The organism is Vibrio sp. 1078-1, from assembly GCF_033340475.1.
The window spans coordinates 1-567 of sequence record NZ_JAWOWM010000687.1; the positions used below are offsets into that span (position 1 = coordinate 1).

Below are 567 nucleotides of genomic sequence, written 5' to 3' on the forward strand. Positions count from 1 at the left end.
CCTAAAAGCGTGGGGTGCGAGTCACTTTAACCAGTATCAGTGCGGTGCTGATACCACTTCGAAAAGCAACGGCAATGGCTCGGGTGGGAGTGGCTCACCTTGGGCGCTCTTTGGCTTGCTTGTGCTTTCAATGTTGAGAGTGGTTCGCTCTCGTAATAACGATTCATCAAAAAGAAGATAAGACCTATGAAGTTTCAATATTCTCTCATTGCAGTCTCACTGGCCCTTGTTGGTTGTGGTGGCGGTTCTGGTGGTGGTGACGCAACGGCGCCAAGTTACAACGTAGCGGGAACCATTTCTGCGAAAGGTACGTTGTTAGATACACCAGTGTGCATCGATCTCAACCAGAACTTTGTGTGTGATGTGACTGAGCCGAGCACAAAAAGTAATAACGCAGGTGAGTTCTCGATTACCTCGACAAACAAGAACATTTTAACCAGTCCAATTTTGGCTCAGGTTGACCAAGGCGATGAGCTCACACTGAACATGATGACGCCGGGACGTGGTTTGAGCAAAGGTAACGACATTAATGGCGTTACCACATTAATCGCAGCGCTGGTTATTGAT

General features: G+C 48.0%; 1 protein-coding gene and 1 pseudogene. Both read left to right on the forward strand.

What is annotated here, in order from left to right:
• On the forward strand, window positions 1–181 hold a 181-nt coding region (locus R7190_RS29520; protein ID WP_318138156.1), incomplete at its 5' end, for a hypothetical protein.
• A gap of 5 nt (window positions 182–186) precedes the next feature.
• Window positions 187–567: pseudogene (locus R7190_RS29525) on the forward strand (DUF1566 domain-containing protein); the annotation flags it as partial.